Genomic DNA, 16,743 nt, shown 5'->3' on the forward strand with positions numbered 1-16,743 from the left:
ATTCGCCGTCCCCCGCCGCTCCAGCGAGGAGCGCAGAAACCGTGTTTTTCGCGAGAAACCGGCGGCCCTCGTGAGGACGCGGCGCCGGTTTCGCGCGAAAACGACGACCCACCCCCGCGCGTTGGGTGACGCACAGCCTCGTTGACAAAGTGACGCCATCTGAGCAACTGTTCAGTTCGGTGGGGCCCGGGCACGCCGGGCCGGGTGGACGGGAGTTTGCGGCATGACCGATGGCGGCGCACCAGCGGCCGGGACCGGGTTCTTCTCGTCCGTGGACGACGTGTCCGCGAAGCTGGCCGAGGCCGGCTACCTCGCTTCGACCGCCGTCGCCACCACCGTGTTCCTGGCCGACCGGCTCGGCAAGCCGCTGCTGGTGGAAGGCCCGGCCGGGGTCGGCAAGACCGAGCTGGCGAAGGCCGTCGCGCAGGTCGGCGGCGCTCGCCTGGTCCGGCTGCAGTGCTACGAGGGGGTCGACGAGGCCCGCGCGCTCTACGAGTGGAACCACGCCAAGCAGCTGCTGCGGATCACCGCCGGGCGCGACGAGACCTGGGACGAGGCGCGCACCGACATCTTCAGCGAGGAGTTCCTGCTCGCCCGGCCGCTGCTGACCGCCATCCGCGGCGACGAGCCGACGGTGCTGCTGATCGACGAGACCGACAAGGCCGACGTCGAGGTGGAGGGCCTGCTGCTGGAGGTGCTCAGCGACTTCCAGGTGACGGTGCCCGAACTGGGCACGATCACCGCGGCACGCCGCCCGTTCGTGGTGCTCACCTCCAACGCGACCCGCGAGCTCTCCGAGGCGCTGCGCCGCCGCTGCCTGTTCCTGCACATCGACTTCCCCGACGCCGAGCTGGAGCAGCGGATCGTCCGGCTGAAGGTGCCCGGGCTCGACGACGCGCTGGCGGATTCGCTGGTCGAGGTGGTCGGCGCGCTACGCGGGATGGAGCTGCGGAAGGCGCCGTCGGTGGCCGAGACCATCGACTGGGCCCGCACGCTGCTCGCCCTCGGCGCCGACAGCCTGGACGAGGCGATCGTCCGCGACAGCCTCGGCGTGATCCTCAAGCACCAGGACGACGTCCACAAGGCCACCGAGAAGCTGACCGTGGGATGACCGAGCCGATCAACGGCCTCCCCGAGCGGCTGACCGGGTTCGCCCAGGCGCTGCGGTCCCACGGCATCCGCATCGGGCCGGGCGAAACCGTCGATGCCGCCGCCGCGCTGGACGTGCTCGGACTGGCCGACCGGGAGCGCATCCGCGAGGGCCTCGCCGCCGCGCTGCTGCGCACCGACCGGCAGCGCTCGGTGTTCGACGCGACCTTCGACCTCTACTTCCCGCTCGGCGTCGGCCGCCCCGAAGGCACCGGGGACGAGCAGGACCTGGAGCAGCGGCTGGTCGAGGCGCTCGCCGCCAACGACCGGTCGGCGATGACCCAGCTCGCCGGTGAAGCGGTGGACGCGCTCGGCCGGTTCGGCTCGGGCGACGGGCCGCAGGGCTGGTCCGCGCACCAGACGCTCGACCGGCTGCAGCCGCAGACGCTGCTGGCGCGAGTGCTCGCCGCGATGCGGGCCGGTGAGGCCGCCGACTTCACCGACCGGCTCGACCGGGACGAGATCCGGCGGCGCATCGAGGACTTCCGCAACCGGGTGCGCACCGACGCCCGGCGCCGCTCGGCCGAACTGCGCGGCACGGAGCAGATCGCGAAGCACGCCATCGCGCCCAGCGCCGACCAGATCGACTTCCTCAACGCCGGGCGCGAGCAGCTCGCCGACCTGCGCCGCGCGGTGCAGCCGTTGGCCCGCAAGCTCGCCACCCGGCTCGCGGCGCGGCGCCGGCAGGCCGCTCGCGGCCGGATCGACCTGCGCCGGACGCTGCGTCGTTCGCTGTCCACCGGAGGCGTGCCGCTGCGTCCGGCCTACCAGCGGCGCAGGCCCGGGCGACCGGAAATCGTGCTGCTGTGCGACGTTTCCGGGTCCGTGGCGGGTTTCGCGAACTTCACGATGCTGCTGGTCCAGGCGCTGCACGACCAGTTCAGCAAGGTCCGGGTGTTCGCCTTCGTCAACCGCACCGACGAGGTGACCGGCCTGATCACCGGTGGCTCGGCCGACCCGGTGGAGCTCGGCCGCCGCATCCTCACCGAGGCGGCGGTGACCGGCTGGCACGACAGCAGCGACTACGGCGCCGCCCTGGGCGAGTTCGCCGAACGCCACCTGGACGCGGTCGGCCCGCGCACCTCGGTGCTGGTACTCGGCGATGCCCGCACCAACGGCTGGGACCCGAACCTGGCCGCGCTGGGGCAGGTCGTCGACCGGGCGCGCCGCGTGTTCTGGCTCAACCCCGAGCCGACGCCCCGCTGGTCGACCGGCGATTCGGCGGCCCACGCCTACGCCGGGGTCGTCGAGATGCACCAGTGCCGCAACGCCCGCCGCCTCAGCGAACTGGTCGCCCGCCTCCTCCCGGTCTGAGAGACCGGAACTCGGAGACCGCAATTTCCAATGAGGTTTTCCAACCTCAGTTTGCGTGGCGGCGCGGGTGGCGGAACCTCAGAGGCTCCCTGGACTGTGGATGCCCCTCCTGATGTATGCCCAATACACGGCGGAGGGGCCGTCCTCGCCGGGAGAACCCCGGAGGGGTGAGCACAGTGAACCCGCGGCGGTGCCAGTGTCGTAGGTGGGCTATGCGCCTACGGCGCATGCGAAACCTCATCGACGTGCGGCGTTGCGACCCGCGGCTGCGGGCCGACCCGGAAGTCCGCAATTTCAATGGAAATCGAACCTTCGATTTCAATGGAAATTGCGGTCGGCCCGGAGCGGCTCGCTGGGTGGCGGGGCCGTCACCCGCGCCGCCGGCCAACAGGAGTCTCGAACGGCCTTTGCGAATCCGCCCCGGGTGAGCGGATCCAGGTGCAGGTAGAACCGCTGCCGGTCGGCGTCGAGCTCGATGCCGTACCGGCGGGCGAAGGTCTCGTCCGCGACGGACGCGCTGCTCTCGTCGGGCCACGTTTCGCGAGAATTGGCCAGCAGCAGCGCGATGTCGGCGTAGGGGTCCGCCGTGCCGAGCCTGCCGAGGTCGATGAAACCCGCCACCTCCAGCGCGTCCGGGTCGAGGATGATGTTGGGCAGGCACAGGTCTCCGTGGCAGACCACGGTCTCCGCGGCTTCCTGTTCGAGCCGCTGCGGCAGCTGCGGGGCCAGGTCCGCGAGCAGCGCGACGGGCTCCTCCTGCTGCTGTTCCACCGGCAGGAACTCGGGATTCACCGCGCCGCGGGCGACGACGTCCTGCGCGATCGCGAACATCTTCGACAGGTCGCGGCTGAACGGGCAGGAGTCGGCGGGCAGCTCGTGCAAGCGTCGCACGGCATCAGCGATGGATTCCCAGGCGCGGGCGAGGGTTTCGGCCGGAACCGCGTTCGCGGGCACGCCCGCCACCGCGCTCGTCACCAGGCACGCACCCTCGTCGCCGGCACTCCAGTCGAGGACGCGGGGCCCGGGAATCCCGTTGGCGCAAAGCCAATCGGCCTTGTCCCGTTCCTGTTCGAGCTCTCCGGCCTGGTCAGCCGCGACGCACTTGGCGTAGCGCGAGCCGTCCGCGGAGCGGAAGGTGCCGGCACCCGACTCCCCGTCCAGGACGGGATGCCACTCGTGGCCGGCGGGAAGCACGGTGCGCAACGATTCGGACATATGCCCGACCCTATCGGAGACCGGAAATGCGGTGTCGCGTGGTCGAATCCGGGCTGGACAGCGATCGAGAGGCGCTAGCTTGGTCCGAGGATGCTGTAGCAGGGAGCAAGGATGACCGAAGTTCCGGCGGAACTCACCGAAGCGATTGCCACGCTGCGCGAAGAGCTGCAGGGCGACCTCAGCGATGAGCAGCGCTACTACGCCAGCGTCCAGCTGGTGGAACTGCTGCTGCAGCGCGACGAACTGGACGGCGCGGAGCCGACCGAGGCGATCGAAATCGCCGACTGGCTGGCCGGGGCGTTCGACGAGGACTCCCCCGCGCGCATCCCGCCGCTCTACGACCTCTGCCTGGCGCACCTGCTGCGCGCGGCCCACCGCGGCGAGGACGATCTGCGCGCCGCCGCAGGATATTGGCGGCAGCTGCGGTCGCTGCTCACCGCGGAACACCCGGGGCGCGCCGAGATCTGCGCCCGCAGCGCGCTGATCATCGCCGATGCGGTGGTCCGGCTGGCGGACCCGGCCGATTTCGCCGCGGCGATCGCGGATCTGGACATCGCCATCGGCGAGCTCCCGGACGGCGACCTGCGGCGCGGTGCCGTGCTGACCCGTGCCCAGCTGTGGGCGGCGAGGTTCCGCTTGCTGGGCGGCGACGCCGCCGATCACCGGCGCGCGGTCGCGACGTTCACCGAATCCCTCGCGTGGCCGGAGGTCCACCTCCGCGATGTCTGCCACCGCGAGCTCGCCCTGCTCTTCCTGCTCAAGGACCTGCCGGCCGCCTCGCGCCGCGCGGAGCTCACCGACGAACAACTCCGGCAGCTCCTCAACGGCCGGCCGAAGTCCGAACTCCGCGCCGTGCGAGCGCATCTCGACGCGCTCTCCGCCGACCTGATCGCGATGCCGGACATCGCCGCCGCACGGGTCGGCGTCGTGCTCGCGCAGGGAGCCGAGACCACACCGCACGACTGGGACGTCCTGACGGCGGACCTGGGCACGCTGATCGAGCACGCCCCGGACGGCGATCCCGGCAGGTACCGGTCGGTCGTGCTCCGGGCCGCGTTTTCGTCGGACCCGCGACCGGCCACGTCGGTCCCCCGGCTCGCCGAGCTCGACGAAGCCATCGTCGCGCTGCGCCGGAAGGTGATCTCGGACATCCACGCGGAATCCGTCAGCGGCGACCTGCTCGGGATCTCCGCGCTGCTGCTGGAACGCGCCGCCCTGACCGACGGCGACCCCACCAGGACGATCGAGATCGCCACGAGCATGGCGGCGATCCACGAACACGAGCCGGGCGCGCAGCTCATCCCGCTCTACCAACTCGCGCTGGCGCACTCGTTGCGCGGCGACCTGCGCCTCGCTGTGGATCTCCTGCGCGAGCTGCGCCCGCAGCTGACCGCCGGTGCCCCGGGCAGCGCGGAGATCTTCGCCCGCAGCGGCATGATCATCGCCAATCTGGTGGCCGATTCAGACGAGCTGGGCCACATCGACGAGGCGATCGCCGACCTGGACGTCGCGCTGTCCGGTCTCGCCGACGGCGAACTCCGCCGCCGTGCGGCGATGGCCCGCGCGACGATGCAGCTCGCCCGGTTCACCATGCTGGGAGGCGGCGAGGACGACCGCCGGAGCGCCATCGCGACGTTCGAAGAAGCGTTGCAGCGCATCGATATCAGCACCCACCTGCGCGACACCTGCCACACGGGGATCGCGTTCCTCGCGCTGTCGAAGAACCTGCCCGCCGAACACCGCCAGCAGCGGCTCGGTGTGGACCAGCTCGACGAGATCGTCGACTACCTGGACGAAGCCGAACTCCCCACGGCCCGGCGGCACCTGGCCGCGGTGTCGGCGGACGCGTCGAGCCCCGAACTCGCGGCGCTGCGGCTGCTCGTCTGGGCGAGGAACACCGACGAGAAGCAGGATCTCGCCGCTGCGCTCGACGACCTGGCCACTGTCTCCGAGGACGCCGCGGACGGTGCGCTGACCACGGCGGAGCTGGAAGCCATCCGCGCCGTCAAGTCGGCACTGGCGGGCGACGATGCCGACCGGTTGATCAGTGCCGCCACGGCGGGCCTCCCGTTCGAATCCCCGGTCCGCCTGCTGGTCACCATGCAGCGGCTGTCCGCCGAGGGAGTGCCCGGGTTGAGCGCCGAGGAGATGGCCGAGCTGGTCGGCTGGCAGGAGCAGCAGGTCAACGCGATGCCGAACGACGATCCGGAGCGCGCCGAGGCGCTCGCCGGGCTGGCCGGGGCGCTGCTGACGCAGGCCCGGCGCGACGGCGAGGTTCCCGCCGACGCGCTGGCCCGGATCAGGGCGATCGCCGAGGAAGTGGTGCGCGAGTACCCGTCCGACAACATCGCCGCCGGGTTCAGCCACACCCTGCTCGCCTTCGACGAGAAGGCGGAGGTGGACCTGGAGTCCGTGGAGGAGACGCTCGGCCACATCCAGCGCGCCACCGAACTCCTGCCCGCCGAGCACGAGATGCGGATGGACTTCGGGCCCACCCTGGGCAGCATGCTCCTGGTGCGCTTCGCGCTGACGGGCAACCGCGAGGACGTCGAAGCCGCCGGCTACTACGCGCCGGACGGCAGCTCGCTCGCCAACCTGGTCAGCGACGTGTCCGCCCGGGTCGCGGAGAGCTCCATCGGCGAACCGGACGTCGTGCTCCGCGACCTGCGCCCGGCCCTGGAGGGGTTCGTCCCGGAGGACCGCATCCGGTGGATAGCCAGGATCACCGCGTCGGTGCGGCTGCTCGGCATGGTTCCCCTCTACAGCGAGCTCCTGCCGACAGCGGAACAGCTGGACTCCCTCGCCGACCGCGTCGGCGCGGTGACGGCCGGCCTCGAACCCGAGGATCAGGCGCGGGTGTCCGAGGGCATCGCCCTCGTCCGCGAGCTGAGGCGGCGATCCGCCGGTCGCTTCACCGGGAAGGTCGACCTCGACGGCGCCCGCGAGGCCCTGGACGCGGCCCGGCGGCTGCCGCGGACCCGGGCCGATTACGCCACCGAGAACATCGGCGCCGCCAGCCTCTGCATGAGCTTCGGCCTGGTCTCGGGAGATCTGGAGCTGGCGGACTACGGGTTGGAGGTGCTCGCGGAGGTCGTCGAGGCTCCGGTGCGCCCGGCGCACGACCGGCACCTGGCGATGCGGCTGCTGACGTTCGGGCGGCAGGCCCGCTTCGCGCGCGGCATGTCGCCGGACGCCCTCGACCCCGCCATCGAAGGGCTGGAGCGGCTGGTGGCCGACTTCCGCTCGGGATCCAGCGATTTCCTGGCCGGCGACCTGGATCTGCTCGCGATGAACTACCGGCACCGCGACGATCCGGAGCGCGGCGACCAGCAGCGGGCGATCGAGACGAGCCTGGAAGCGCTTCGGGTGCGCGCCCGCGGCGTTCTGCTGCAGTCCAGCCCCGGCCGCGCGATGCACGCCGCGGCGGATGCGGCCGGCAGGGCCGTTCGCACCGCGCGCAGGTGCCTCGACGCGGAACGACCGGAGTCCGCGATCCGGGCGCTGGAGCTGGGACGCGGCATGGTGCTGCACGCTGCCACCACCGCGGCGAGCATGCCGGAGTTGTTGCGCGCCAACGGAAGTCCCGATCTGGCGGACCGCTGGGAGGCCGAGGTCGACCGGCGACAGCCGTGGGACACCCATGCCGAGTGGACGGATCCGACCAAGAGCCCGCTGCCCAGCGACCTGCGCCACAAGGTGTTCCGCGCGCTCGAAGGCACCGATGCGGACGACGAACTGGTCTCGGCCACGGCGGTGGCCGACATCGGCGCGGAGCTGCGGGCACGGCGCACCCGGGCGCTGGTGTACCTGATCGAAGGGGAGGCGGTGCTGGTCACCGACCGCGGGACCATCCACCGGCTCCCCTGCCCGCAGCTGTCCGAGCACCACGAGGCGGCCCGGCACTTCGACCTGCTGCAGCGAGAACTCGCCAGCGTCGGCGCGGCGGCGCAGCAGCCGTGGCAGGCCGCGCTGGAGGCTGTGTGCGACTGGGCGTGGGAGGCCGCGCTCGGGCCCCTCCTGGAGTGGCTCGACGATCCCGGCACGCCCCGGATCGTGCTGGTGCCGACCGGGAAATTCACCGTCGTGCCGTGGCACGCGGCCCGCCGCCGGGCACCGGCCGGCGACATCCGCTACGCCTGCCAGGACGTCGTCATCGCCTATGCCGCCTCGGCGCGCCAGTTCGTGGAGGCCGCCCGCCGGCACCCGCGGCCCTGGCCGCACAAACCGGTCCTGGTGCGCACGCCCGAACTGCACTGGACGCGCCACGAGCTCGGGCACATCCACGACGCCCACTACCCGGACGGCAGCTACCTCGGCCGCCCGGGCCCGCGCCGCCGCTCGGTGCCGACGCCGGAGGACGTCCTGGCCGCGCTCCCGGACGCGTCGCTGCTGCACCTGAGCTGCCACGCCGATCAGGCCGAGATCCCGGTCGAATCCGCGTTGCGGCTCGGCGCCGGCCGGGCCCTGCCGGTGCGCGACATCCTGCGCCAGCACCACGAGAGCGGACCGCACGCGGCGCTGGTCGTGCTCGCGGCGTGCGCCAGCGACCTGACCATCCGCGCGCACGACGAGGTCCTGACCCTGGCCACGGCGTTCCTCGCCGCGGGCGCCAGCGGCGTGGTCGGCACCAAGTGGGAGATCGACGACCTGGCCACGGCGACGTTCATGATCGTGTTCCACCACCACCTGAACACGAACCGCCCAGACCCGGCGGAGGCCCTGCGCGCCGCCCAGCTGTGGATGCTCGACCCCGACCGCCGACCGGTCCCGGGAGCACCGGCGGAACTGACCGAGCACTTCGCGGAAATCGACCCGACGCCACCGATGCGCTGGGCGGCATTCACCTACCACGGCCGCTGAACGTCCACTATGGATCACCATCGGCGATGGCAGAATTCACGAGTGCCGTCGCCCACCACCTGGTCACAGCCGACCGGCTCGTGCGAAGCAGCGGATAGGATGGCGCGGTGTCTGCGCTGAAGTGGGACGACCTGCTGATCGGGGAGCCGGGCAGGCAGTGGCGAACCGTCTCGACGGACCGGCGAGTGCTGGTCGTCGTGCACAACGTCACCGCCGCCACGCGGCTGCTCGACGTGGTCCCGCTCTGGGCCGGCGACCCGCGCATCCAGACGGTGTTCACCTGCATCGGATCCAGCGCTTTCACCACCGGCACCGCGGAATTCCTCGCCGGTCGCGGGATCACGCCGGTCGACTGGGAGACGGCCACCTCGGACTCCTTCGACCTCGCCGTGTCGGCCAGCTACGGCGGACCGCAGCACGAAATCCACGCGCCATTGATCATTCTGCCCCACGGAATGGGATACAATAAATTCTTGGAATCCAAGAATCCAAGAATCCAAGAATCCAAGAATCCAAGAATCCAAGAATCCAAGAATCCGGTTTTCGGTCTTTCCGATGCGTGGCTGCTGCACGACGGTGAGCTCGTCCCGTCGGTAGCGGTGCTGTCGCACCACGAGCAGCGCGACCGGCTGGCGCGGTACTGCCCGGCCGCCCTCGAAGCGGCGCTGGTGGCGGGCGATCCCTGCTTCGACCGGATGCTGGCCGGCCGCCCGCTGCGCGACGCCTACCGGCACCGCTTCGGGATCCGGCCGGAACAGCGCTGCGTCGTCGTCTCGTCGACCTGGGGCCGCGCTTCCTTGTTCGGGCAGCACCCGGCGCTGGTGCTCCGCCTCGCCCGGGAGCTGCCGCTGGACGAGTACCGCGTCGTCGTCGCGCTGCACCCGAACATCTGGCACGGGCATTCGCCGTGGCAGGTCCGCATGTGGCTCGCCGAGTGCGCCCGCGCCGGAGTGGTGGTGCTGCCGCCGGAGGAAGGCTGGCGCGCGGCGCTGGTCGCCGCGGATGTCACCATCGGCGACCACGGTTCGGTGACGTTCTACTCCGCCGCGCTCGGCACACCGGTCCTGCTGGCGGCCTGGCCGGAAGATACGGTCGATGCGGCTTCCCCGATCGCCGCCCTGCTGCGCGCGGCACCGCGGTTCGACGAACACGCCGCGCTGCGGGAACAGCTGGAGGACACGATCGGCGACCATTCGGCCGCGCGATACGCGGACATCACCGAGCTGGTCACGTCAGCTCCGGGAGAGTCGGCCGCTTTGCTGCGCGCCGAGGTCTACACCCGCCTGGAACTGGAAGAACCCGCCGCTCCAGCCGATTCCGCGGCCGTCCCACTGCCCGCAGTGGACGTCCCGGCGGTCGGCAGCCAGCTGGTGCGGCTGCGGCTGGACGAGCACGGCGCGTCGGCTGTCCGCTTCCCCGCCGCCGCGTTGGACTCGATTCGCGACGGGATCCTGGTGACGGACTCGGCCGAGCCGGACCGCCGCTGGCTGGAGCTCGCCGAGGTGCTCGTCGACGACGACCGGCACGACGATCCCCTGTCGTGGATCCGCTCGTCGCTGGCCGGGCTCCCCGGCTGCCTGCTGGGCGCGGCCCGGGACCGCGCAGGTGCGTGGATCGTCACCGGTGCCGACCAGCCGGTGGTGCGCTGGCGCGGTGCCGATGACCTCGGGCCGGTCTGCGCCGCCCTCGTGCACGCCTGGCTGTGTGCCGGCAGATCGTTGCACGAACTACCCGAGCTGACCCGAATCCGGCTCGGCCGCCGCGTCGAGCCGGTCCGGCTCGAAGTCCGCGCTCAGGACTGATCCTCGTCGAGCCGGCCGTGCACCCGCTGGGCGAGTTCGGCGAAACCCCGCATCCGGCACAGCGCAACGGCATCCATGAAGTGCTGCCGCGCAGCCGCTGCATCGCCCGCCGCATGCGCGTTCTCGCCGAGGAAGAGCAGGATCTGCCCCCGGTCGAAGTGCTTGTGGTGGGCGGTCATGTACGCCAGGGCCGAGGTCAGGTCCGCTTCCGAGTCGGCGTACCGGCGGAGCTCGATGAGCCGCTTTCCGCGCCACATCCGGGTTTTCGCCGCGTTGTAACCCTCACCGAGTGCCTCGAACGTGCTGAGCGCCTGGTCGAGCAGCCGCACACCGGCCTCGGGCTCATCGACGGAGCCCAGGTGCATCCGCGCCAGCGCCGTGCGCCGCGGAACGTCCAGCACCTCAGCCATCTCCATGTTCCGCCGCAACGCGATCCGCGCTTCGCCGTGGTCGCCCTGGTCCCGCTGGCTGATGCCGAGCGACTCCACGGCGGTGGCGGCCAGGTCGACGCGCTCGCTCCGGCGGGCCAGCTCCTCTCCTTCGGCGAACAACGTCGCCGCCTTGTCGTATTCGCCTCGGGTCCGGAAGGCGAATCCGCGCTGGACAACGGCGAGTCCGGCGGCAAAGGTCAAGTCTCGCGCGACTGCCACCTCGGCGGCGTTCTTGTTGAGCACGTCCATGTCCTCGACGTACTTGGCCTGCTCCTGAAACGGCCACAACGCCACGGCCAGCTGGCAAAGCCGCTCGCTGCCGCTGCCGTGAAGCCCGCGGGCGACGGCGAGCACGTTGGCCCGCTCGGCGTCCAGCCAAGCCCATCCATCACCGCTGGAGTCGGCCAGTTCGCCGAGCAGTTCCGGCCACAACTTTTCCAGCCAACCGCGCTTGGGCTGTACCGCGTGGCCGGCGGCGATGGCCCTGCGCAGGTAGAACTCGTCGAAACGGGTCCGCATCGCGGCGTCGGGGAAGCGCGCGCGGGAATGCTCGCGGACCAGGCTGTAGGCGAAGTAGCGGTCGTCGCCGACTTCGCGGACGAGATGCGCCGCGCACAACCGGTCCAGCGCATCCTGAACGTCGTCCTCGTCGAAGGCGACGGCGGCCGACAACGCCGCCAGGCTCACATCACCCGTTCCGGGATGCTGCCCGAACGCCGCGTACACCTGCTGGGCATGCTCGTCGAGACGCCCCACAGCGGTGTTGAAAACTGCGAGCACCGACAGGTTCTCGTCGCGGGACAGCGCAGCCAGGCGCCTGCCTTCCCGCGAGAGTTCGCGCACCCACCGGGCCACCGGCCGGTCCGGGAACTCCACCAGCAGCGAAGCGGCAACGCACAGCGCGGTGGTCTGGCCTTCGCACAGGCCGATCAACTCGTCGACCCGCTCAGATTCCCGGGCCAGATCCCGGGTCTCGCCGACGATCCGGAACACGAGCAGCCGCGCGGAGTCCGCCGACAACGGGTCGAGCGGAACGAACTCGGCTCCAGCTCTCGCCCGCAACGCGCCCAGCGAACGCGCCTCGGTGACCAGCACGGCCGAATTGCCCATCCCCGGCAGCAACGCGCGGACCTGAGCAGCGCTGATCGCGTCGTCGATCACGACCGCCACGCACTTGTCGGTGCTCCACGACCGGTAGAGGGCGGCACGACCGTCCAACGTCGCCGGGATCTGGTCCCGCGCGTAGCCCACGCCGAGAAGCCAGTTGTGCAACGCCTCGCTCTCCAGGCCTGTTTCGCGCGTTCCGGCAGTCAAGGAGGCGTAGAACAAGCCGTCCTGGTAGTGCGTGCCGTGCTCGTGGATCCACTGGTAGGCCGTCGCGCTCTTACCGCCGCCGGGATCGCCCCGGAGCACGACGAGGCCCGGCCGCTCGTGGTCCCGGGCCTCGCCGGGCCGGAGGAACTTGGTGATCTCGGCCAGCTGCCGTTCGTTGTTCGTGTAGAACCGGCTCGGCGGCGGGACCTGCCGTGGCGGCGCCTGGGGGCTGCTCGGCGGGTAGAAGTAGATGTCGCCGTGGAAATCGCGCCCCTGCACGACGGCGTCCGCCGCACCGTCGAACCGATTGCCGCCGTCGGCCATCGTCCGCTCCCCTCCCACCGAGATCACCCGGGCCAGGGTAACGCTTCGTGATGGCCGACATCCGGCATGTCACGGACTTTCCTGCGGCGGCCGTCAGAAGTCGACGGCGGTGCGGTCGTCGACGCGCGCCACCGATTCCTGCGCGAACCGCTTCTTGTACTGCTCCCGGATGCCCTCGATCTTCGGGTCGTTCGCGTCGTGCTCGGCGACCGGGTAGAGCAGGACCAGCTCGAACGACTTCTCCCGCTCGATCACGCCGTGCGCGTCGCGGTACTGCCCGTACCCGTCCTGCACCGTCAGGCCCGCCGGGAACTGCGGCGTGACGACCTCGTCGACGAACGCGTGGAACTGCTCGTCCGACACCGGCTCGCCGCCGCCGGGCATGGCGGTGCCGAAGAACAGGCTGGTCTCCAGGTACGCCGCCCCGGCCCGCTCGGATGGCGCCCCGTCGCCGAGGGCGCCGTAGGCCACCGGGCCACCCACTCCGATGAGCCCAGCGGCCAGCACCGCGGCGGTCAGGCGAACAGGCGACTTGATCATCCGGGCTCTCCATCCACAGTGGATAAACGGGTCGGCTGGAGGATATCGGCCCGGATGCGCGGGCGCACCGCGACTATTCGGCCTTCGCCAGGAAGGTCTCGATGCTGGTGGCGAGGGCGACCGGGGTCTCGTCGATCGCGTAGTGGCCGGCGTTGCGCAGGACCTCCAGCTCGCACCCGGGGTACGACCGCTGGAACGTCTCGCGCATCGTCGACTCGCCGAGCGCCGGGTCGTGCTCGCCGACGATGACCTTGACCGGCAGCTCGCGGCCGTCGATCTCGGCCTGGAAGTCGGCCTTGGCCCACGCCGACAGGTAGTCGCCGAAGGCCCGCGGATCGGAGGAGTCCAGCGAGTGGCGCACCATCGCGTCCAGCCACACCCCGGTCAGCCGGTTGCCGGTGGTGAAGTCGATGATGGCCCGCCGGTTCCCGGCGTCGGCGGCGGCGCCCGAGAACAGCGCCCAGCCCTGTTCGTCGAACGGCACACCTCCGGCGGGCACCGGCGAAACGCCCACCATGGCGCGAACCCGATCGGGTGCGTCGGCCAGGACTCGCTGCATGACGGCGCCGCCCATCGAATGGCCGATCAGCGAGAACCGGTCGAAGCCGAGCTCGTCGACGAGCGCGAGCACGTCCCCGGCGGCCTCTTCCAGCGTGTGCGCACCGGGTTCACCGACCCGGGCGCCGTACCCGCGGTAGTCCGGGAAGACGTACCGGAAACGGGTGCCGTCCAGGTGCGGCTGCAGCGGCCGCCATGCCCGACCCGAACCGAACCAACCGTGCAACGCGATGACCGGGTGCTCCCCGACGCCGACTTCCTCACGCCCAGCAGGCATTCCCACCTCCAACGGAGAAGTTTCCGGCCACCAGCATGGCGCACCGGTCAACCTCGGGTGGCCCGGCGCGCCGTCGGCGGATTCAGCTGGCGGGGTGGGATTTCCGGCGTTGCCGCAGCACTCCGGCGGTCACCGCGACGGCCGCCACCGCCATGGTGAGCAGCAGCGATCGCCGGGTCGACGGGTCGAAGGCCAGCAGGGCGAACAGCGCCACCAGCGCCGCGATCACGCCCCACGACAGGTACGGGTAGCCCCACATGCGCACCGGGAGGCTGCGGCCCTCGCGCGCCGCCCTGGCGCGGCTGCGCAGCTGCGTCGCCGCGATGCACAGGTAGAGCAGGATGATCACCGAGCCGCTGGAGTCCACCAGGAAGTCGAAAACCGCCCCCGTGCTGACGAAGTAGTTCGCCCCGGCGGTGATCAGCCCGGCCAGCGCCACCAGCAGCACCGCCGGAACCGGCACGCCCGCGGAGTTCGAGCGCGCGAGCAGGCGCGGTGCGTCGCCGTTGCCGGCGAGCGCGAACATCATGCGCGACGCCGTGTAGATCCCGGAGTTCAGGCAGGACAGCACCGCCACGAGCACGACGATGTCCATGATCAGCCCGGCGTGCGGGATGCCCAGCCGGTCGAGGACCGCGGAGTACGGGCTGTCGGTGATGCCGGCTTCGGCGTGCGGCAGCAGCGTGACGATCACGGCGACCGAGCCGATGTAGAAGACGAGGATGCGGACCACCGTGGAGCGGATGGCCTTGCGCACGGCCTCCGCCGGGCGCTTCGCCTCGCCGGCGGCGATCGTGACGACCTCGGCCCCGTTGAAGGCGAAGGTCACCACGAGCAGCGCGGGCAGCACCGCGTACCAGCCGTTCGGCGCGAATCCGCCCCGCTCGAACAGGTTCTGGCCGCCGGGCGCCTCGACGCCGGGCAGCAGTCCGGCGATCGCCAGCACGCCGAGCACCAGGAACCCGACGATCGCGATGACCTTGACCAGGGCGAACCAGAACTCGACCTCGCCGTAGGCGCGCACCGCGACGAGGTTCGAGGCGGTCAGCACGACCATGAACGCCACGGCCGCGGCCCAGGCCGGGATCGCGGGCACCAGGTCGTGGAGCAGCCCGCCGCCGATCACCGCCTCGACGCCGACGGTGACGCACCACGCGTACGCGTAGAGCCAGCCGATGGCCAGGCCGCTCCAGCCGCCGAACTCGCGCGTGGCGTAGCTGGCGAACGAGCCGGTTCGCGGTGCCGCCACGGACAGTTCGGCGAGCATCCGCATGACCAGGATGACCAGCAGGCCCGAGAGCACGTAGGCGACCAGCGAGGCGGGCCCGGCCTTGTTGACGACGCTGCCGGTGCCGACGAACAGCCCGGCTCCGATCACGCCGCCGATCGCGATCATGCTCATCTGCCGGTCGCCGAGAGCGGCCCGCAGGCCCGGCGAGGATCCGGGATCCCCGCCGGCTAGCGGACGGGCCCGCCGGAGGGAAGTCGCTTCATCGGTCATCCCGCCTCCAAAGCTCGTTCGATCGATCGATCGAGAGGTGCGTCGCACCGTAGTTCTCCCCCGATGCGGGGTCAAGAGGAGCGCGACGCGGGCGAACCGGCCCGTCGGCGGTACCGTGCAGGTCGGGCTGATCGATCAATCGACCGAGGAATCCGGAGCACGACGAGATGAGCGCACAGGTCCGCGCGGGCGACGACACCCAGCGCCAGGTTTGGGAGGCCGCCGTCCGGCTGTTCGCCGCACAGGGCTTCCACGGCACCGGCATCCGGGAACTCGCCGAGGCCGCCAGGCTGTCCTCGGCGACCCTCTACCACTACATGGGCACCAAGGAAGACCTGCTCTTCTCGATCATGAAGGCGTCCCTGGACCGGCTGATCACCGCGGCCGAGCGGGTATCGGCCGAAGCCGCGCAACCGCAGGCCGTCATCGCCCGGCTCGTGCACGTCCACGTGCTCACGCACGCGCTGCACCGCGACGAGACCACCGTGGTGGACAACGAGATCGGCGTCCTCGGCCCCGAGCGCCGCGACACCATGGTGCAGATCCGCGACCGCTACGAGGACTTCTGGCGCGACGCGATCGCCGACGGCTGCCGGCGCGGCGTCTTCTCGGTCCCCGACGAGCGGTTCGCGCGGATGGCGGTGCTGGAGATGTGCTCGGGCGTGGCGAAGTGGTACTCGCCGTCCGGCGAGATGGACCTGGACTCGATCGGCGCGGCGCACGCGCAGCTGGCCCTGCAGCTGCTGGGTGTCTCGGCGAAGCGCGCCGCGGCTACACCACTGCCGGATGCCGCCGAGATCCACGGTCTCATCGAGGAGATCTGGCAGATCCGCCTGCCGTCGATGCGAGCCCGCGCGCCTCGGGACTGACCGGAGCGACACCACGCGTGGCCCGGGTGGCGGCATCGCCACCCGGGCCACGCCCGTTCCGGGCGGTCTTGCGGTCTCGCCGCGACGATCCTACGCTGTCGACCGATCGATCGATCGACAGAGCGCGAGGAGGCGGCGTGACAGGCAGCACCGGGACCCCACCCGCGATCGGCTACCGCTCGCGGGTGCACTTCGACGAGCTGGATCCCAACGGGCACCTGCACAACACCCGGTTCGCGCTGCACGTCGAGCGGGCGACCACGGCGGCGTTCGCGGCCGCGGGCTACGACACCGGGACGATCGCCGGCCGGCACCCCGACCTGCACTACGTGGTCCGCGCCTTCCAGATCGAGTTCCACGCGCCGGTGACCGGCGCGGGCGACCTGCTCGTCCGGCTGCGGCTCACCGAGCTGGGCCGGACCAGCGCGATCTGGACCTTCCACTGCGGACGGGAACCGAACGCCACCGGCACCCGGACCATCGTGAAGGTGGGCGCCGACGGACGGCCGCAGCCGTGGTCGCAGCGGCTGCGCTCCTGGCACGCGACCCAGCTGCACGGCCCGCGTTCACCCGAGAGTTGAGGAGGAAG

At 71.3% G+C, this 16,743-nt stretch carries 10 protein-coding genes and 1 pseudogene; 6 read left to right on the plus strand and 5 right to left on the minus strand.

Translation table 11 applies throughout. The features are described 5' to 3' along the window. Positions 1–223: 223 nt before the first annotated feature. A complete protein-coding gene (locus tag AC07EQ_RS25785) occupies positions 224–1,111 on the plus strand; it encodes an AAA family ATPase (protein ID WP_478390455.1) in 888 nt (295 codons plus the stop codon). Beyond that, positions 1,108–2,463 (plus strand): vWA domain-containing protein, encoded by a 1,356-nt coding sequence (locus tag AC07EQ_RS25790; protein WP_478390456.1) that lies wholly within the window; start codon positions 1,108–1,110, stop codon positions 2,461–2,463. Before AC07EQ_RS25785 ends, AC07EQ_RS25790 begins: the two co-directional genes overlap by 4 nt. Positions 2,464–2,880: 417 nt before the next feature. Here the strand turns inward: AC07EQ_RS25790 and AC07EQ_RS25795 are convergent. Next, positions 2,881–3,678: pseudogene (locus AC07EQ_RS25795) on the minus strand (APH(3'') family aminoglycoside O-phosphotransferase); the annotation flags it as partial. 111 nt (positions 3,679–3,789) lie between these two features. Between AC07EQ_RS25795 and AC07EQ_RS25800 the strand changes: the two are divergent. After that, positions 3,790–8,538: a CHAT domain-containing protein gene (locus AC07EQ_RS25800; protein ID WP_478390457.1), complete on the plus strand. Its 4,749-nt coding sequence runs from the start codon at positions 3,790–3,792 to the stop codon at positions 8,536–8,538. A 107-nt stretch (positions 8,539–8,645) separates the two neighbouring features. Next, positions 8,646–10,340: a hypothetical protein gene (locus tag AC07EQ_RS25805; protein ID WP_478390458.1), complete on the plus strand. Its 1,695-nt coding sequence runs from the start codon at positions 8,646–8,648 to the stop codon at positions 10,338–10,340. On the opposite strand, the gene AC07EQ_RS25810 is transcribed toward AC07EQ_RS25805, so the two are convergent. The 4 genes from AC07EQ_RS25810 to AC07EQ_RS25825 all read right to left on the minus strand — a co-directional run bounded on the left by AC07EQ_RS25810 (position 10,331) and on the right by AC07EQ_RS25825 (position 15,285). Next, a complete protein-coding gene (locus AC07EQ_RS25810; RefSeq protein WP_478390459.1) occupies positions 10,331–12,436 on the minus strand; it encodes a hypothetical protein in 2,106 nt (701 codons plus the stop codon). The two genes, AC07EQ_RS25805 and AC07EQ_RS25810, sit on opposite strands and share 10 nt — an antisense overlap. 66 nt (positions 12,437–12,502) lie before the next feature. Further along, the gene (locus tag AC07EQ_RS25815; RefSeq protein WP_478390460.1) at positions 12,503–12,949 is read right to left on the minus strand and encodes a DUF3574 domain-containing protein; all 447 of its coding nucleotides are present in this window, start codon (positions 12,947–12,949) and stop codon (positions 12,503–12,505) included. Positions 12,950–13,022: 73 nt separating this feature from the next. Next, complete coding sequence (locus tag AC07EQ_RS25820; RefSeq protein WP_478390461.1) at positions 13,023–13,784, minus strand: alpha/beta fold hydrolase; 762 nt, start codon at positions 13,782–13,784, stop codon at positions 13,023–13,025. Positions 13,785–13,866: 82 nt separating this feature from the next. Beyond that, positions 13,867–15,285: an amino acid permease gene (locus tag AC07EQ_RS25825; RefSeq protein WP_478390462.1), complete on the minus strand. Its 1,419-nt coding sequence runs from the start codon at positions 15,283–15,285 to the stop codon at positions 13,867–13,869. A gap of 167 nt (positions 15,286–15,452) precedes the next feature. Between AC07EQ_RS25825 and AC07EQ_RS25830 the strand changes: the two genes are divergently transcribed. Further along, a complete protein-coding gene (locus AC07EQ_RS25830; protein WP_132490060.1) occupies positions 15,453–16,154 on the plus strand; it encodes a TetR/AcrR family transcriptional regulator in 702 nt (233 codons plus the stop codon). Positions 16,155–16,291: 137 nt separating this feature from the next. Then, the gene (locus AC07EQ_RS25835; protein ID WP_478390463.1) at positions 16,292–16,735 is read left to right on the plus strand and encodes an acyl-CoA thioesterase; all 444 of its coding nucleotides are present in this window, start codon (positions 16,292–16,294) and stop codon (positions 16,733–16,735) included. Positions 16,736–16,743 lie beyond the last annotated feature (8 nt).

The sequence above is a fragment of the Saccharopolyspora sp. NPDC045839 genome (genome assembly GCF_056431645.1).

Bases quoted from the DNA above. Each gene is read 5' to 3' on its own strand.
- AC07EQ_RS25825 (WP_478390462.1), bottom strand. From the start codon at position 15,285: ATGACCGATGAAGCGACTTCCCTCCGGCGGGCCCGTCCGCTAGCCGGC.
- AC07EQ_RS25785 (WP_478390455.1), top strand. From the start codon at position 224: ATGACCGATGGCGGCGCACCAGCGGCCGGGACCGGGTTCTTCTCGTCC.
- AC07EQ_RS25790 (WP_478390456.1), top strand. From the start codon at position 1,108: ATGACCGAGCCGATCAACGGCCTCCCCGAGCGGCTGACCGGGTTCGCC.
- AC07EQ_RS25800 (WP_478390457.1), top strand. From the start codon at position 3,790: ATGACCGAAGTTCCGGCGGAACTCACCGAAGCGATTGCCACGCTGCGC.
- AC07EQ_RS25820 (WP_478390461.1), bottom strand. From the start codon at position 13,784: ATGCCTGCTGGGCGTGAGGAAGTCGGCGTCGGGGAGCACCCGGTCATC.
- AC07EQ_RS25815 (WP_478390460.1), bottom strand. From the start codon at position 12,949: ATGATCAAGTCGCCTGTTCGCCTGACCGCCGCGGTGCTGGCCGCTGGG.
- AC07EQ_RS25830 (WP_132490060.1), top strand. From the start codon at position 15,453: ATGAGCGCACAGGTCCGCGCGGGCGACGACACCCAGCGCCAGGTTTGG.